Below are 2,487 nucleotides of genomic sequence, written 5' to 3' on the forward strand. Positions count from 1 at the left end.
CGGCAGCTCCTACATGAGCGCGCACATTTTCGACCAATGTAAAAACGCAAACTCCCCCTGCGAATATCCCGGTTGTACACGGCAAATTTGCACTGTTACGATCCGGTAACGCTCGCGCGCGAGCTTCTCGAATAAAGACAATAAAAGCAGGGAGTTACTGATGACAGCTCAGGCTTCATCCCAGCGGACACCGTCCATGGATGCCACGCAACACGAAGTGCTGGCCGACGTTCGCAACCACATCGGTCACCTGACCCTCAATCGCCCCGCCGGTCTCAACGCCATTACCCTCGACATGGTGCGTTTGCTGCAACAGCAGCTCGATGCCTGGGCAACTGACACCAATGTTCATGCCGTGGTCCTGCGCGGTGCCGGTGAAAAAGCCTTCTGCGCCGGTGGCGATATCCGATCCCTATACGACAGTTTCAAAAGCGGCGACACGCTGCACGAAGATTTCTTCGTCGAGGAATACGCCCTCGACCTGACGATTCATCACTACCGCAAACCAGTACTGGCGCTGATGGACGGATTCGTCCTCGGGGGCGGCATGGGCCTGGTGCAAGGCGCCGATCTGCGCGTGGTCACCGAGAAGAGTCGTCTGGCGATGCCGGAAGTGGCCATCGGTTATTTTCCCGATGTCGGTGGCAGTTATTTCCTGCCGCGCATTCCCGGTGAGCTGGGCATTTATCTGGGTGTCAGCGGCGTGCAGATCCGTGCGGCGGATGCGCTGTATTGCGGCTTGGCCGACTGGTATCTGGACAGCAGCAAACTGGCGCTGCTCGACGAAAAACTCGATCAGATGGAATGGCAGGACACGCCGCTCAAAGCACTGCAAAACCTGCTGGCCAAACACGCCGTGCAAACCTTGCCCGATGCGCCACTTGAGGCTTTGCGCCCGGCCATCGACCATTTCTTCGCCTTGCCGGACGTACCGAGCATGGTCGAACAATTGCGCGCAGTGACCGTCGCCGACAGCCACGAATGGGCGACCACTACCGCTGACCTGCTGGAAACCCGCTCGCCACTGGCCATGGCGGTGACCTTGGAAATGCTGCGTCGCGGCCGCCACTTGAGCCTGGAACAGTGCTTCGCACTGGAGTTGCATCTGGATCGCCAGTGGTTCGCCCGCGGCGACCTGATCGAAGGCGTACGCGCCCTGCTGATCGATAAAGACAAGACACCTCGCTGGAACCCGCCGACCCTCGCTGCGCTGGACGCTGCGCATGTCGCGAGTTTCTTCCACGGGTTTGCTGAGAGCGGGAGCTGAGCCATGCACGATCTCGAACTGACTGAAGAACAAGTGATGATCCGCGACATGGCCCGGGACTTCGCCCGTGGTGAAATCGCGCCGCACGCGCAGGCCTGGGAAAAGGCTGGCTGGATCGACGATGCGCTCGTTGCGAAGATGGGTGAGCTCGGTTTGCTTGGCATGGTGGTGCCTGAAGAATGGGGCGGCACTTACGTCGATTACGTCGCTTATGCATTGGCCGTGGAAGAGATTTCTGCCGGTGACGGCGCGACCGGCGCCTTCATGAGCATCCACAACTCGGTGGGCTGCGGCCCGGTACTCAATTACGGCAGCGAAGCACAGAAACAGACCTGGCTGGCGGATCTGGCCAGTGGGCAAACCATCGGCTGCTTCTGCCTGACCGAACCGCAGGCCGGTTCCGAAGCGCACAACCTGCGCACCCGCGCCGAACTGCGTGACGGTCAATGGGTGATCAACGGCGCCAAGCAATTTGTCAGCAACGGCAAACGGGCGAAGCTGGCGATCGTCTTTGCGGTGACCGATCCGGATCTGGGCAAGAAAGGCATTTCGGCGTTTCTGGTGCCGACCGATACCGCCGGTTTTATCGTTGATCGTACTGAGCACAAGATGGGTATCCGCGCTTCCGACACCTGTGCGGTGACGCTGAACAACTGCAGCATTCCAGAGGCCAATCTGCTCGGCGAGCGCGGCAAAGGCCTGGCGATTGCCCTGTCCAATCTTGAAGGCGGACGCATCGGCATCGCCGCGCAGGCTCTGGGTATTGCTCGGGCGGCGTTTGAGGCGGCGTTGGTGTATTCGCGCGATCGCATCCAGTTCGGCAAACCGATCAACGAACATCAGAGCATCGCCAACCTGCTGGCCGACATGCACATGCAAATCAACGCGGCGCGCTTGATGATCCTGCACGCAGCGCGTCTGCGCACGGCGGGTAAACCGTGTTTGTCTGAAGCGTCGCAGGCCAAGCTGTTTGCCTCGGAAATGGCCGAGAAGGTGTGTTCGTCGGCGATTCAGATTCATGGCGGGTATGGGTATCTGGAGGATTACCCAGTCGAGAAGTACTACCGTGATGCGCGGATTACCCAGATCTATGAAGGCTCGAGCGAGATTCAGCGGATGGTGATTGCGCGGGAGTTGAAGAACTATCAGTTGTAACGGTGTTGGCCCCTTTCCCTCACCCCAGCCCTCTCCCAATGGGAGAGGGAGCCGACCGAGGTGTC

Annotated in this window: 2 protein-coding genes; both read left to right on the forward strand. The window is 59.7% G+C overall.

Annotated elements, in window-relative coordinates:
* Positions 1–160: 160 nt before the first annotated feature.
* Positions 161–1,267, forward strand: coding sequence for an enoyl-CoA hydratase/isomerase family protein (locus tag PMI23_RS26930; RefSeq protein WP_007910167.1), 1,107 nt, complete (start codon positions 161–163; stop codon positions 1,265–1,267).
* A gap of 3 nt (positions 1,268–1,270) precedes the next feature.
* A complete protein-coding gene (locus tag PMI23_RS26935) occupies positions 1,271–2,422 on the forward strand; it encodes an acyl-CoA dehydrogenase family protein (RefSeq protein ID WP_003224706.1) in 1,152 nt (383 codons plus the stop codon).
* Positions 2,423–2,487: the final 65 nt, after the last annotated feature.

This window comes from Pseudomonas sp. GM24, assembly GCF_000282235.1.
Classification (GTDB): domain Bacteria; phylum Pseudomonadota; class Gammaproteobacteria; order Pseudomonadales; family Pseudomonadaceae; genus Aquipseudomonas.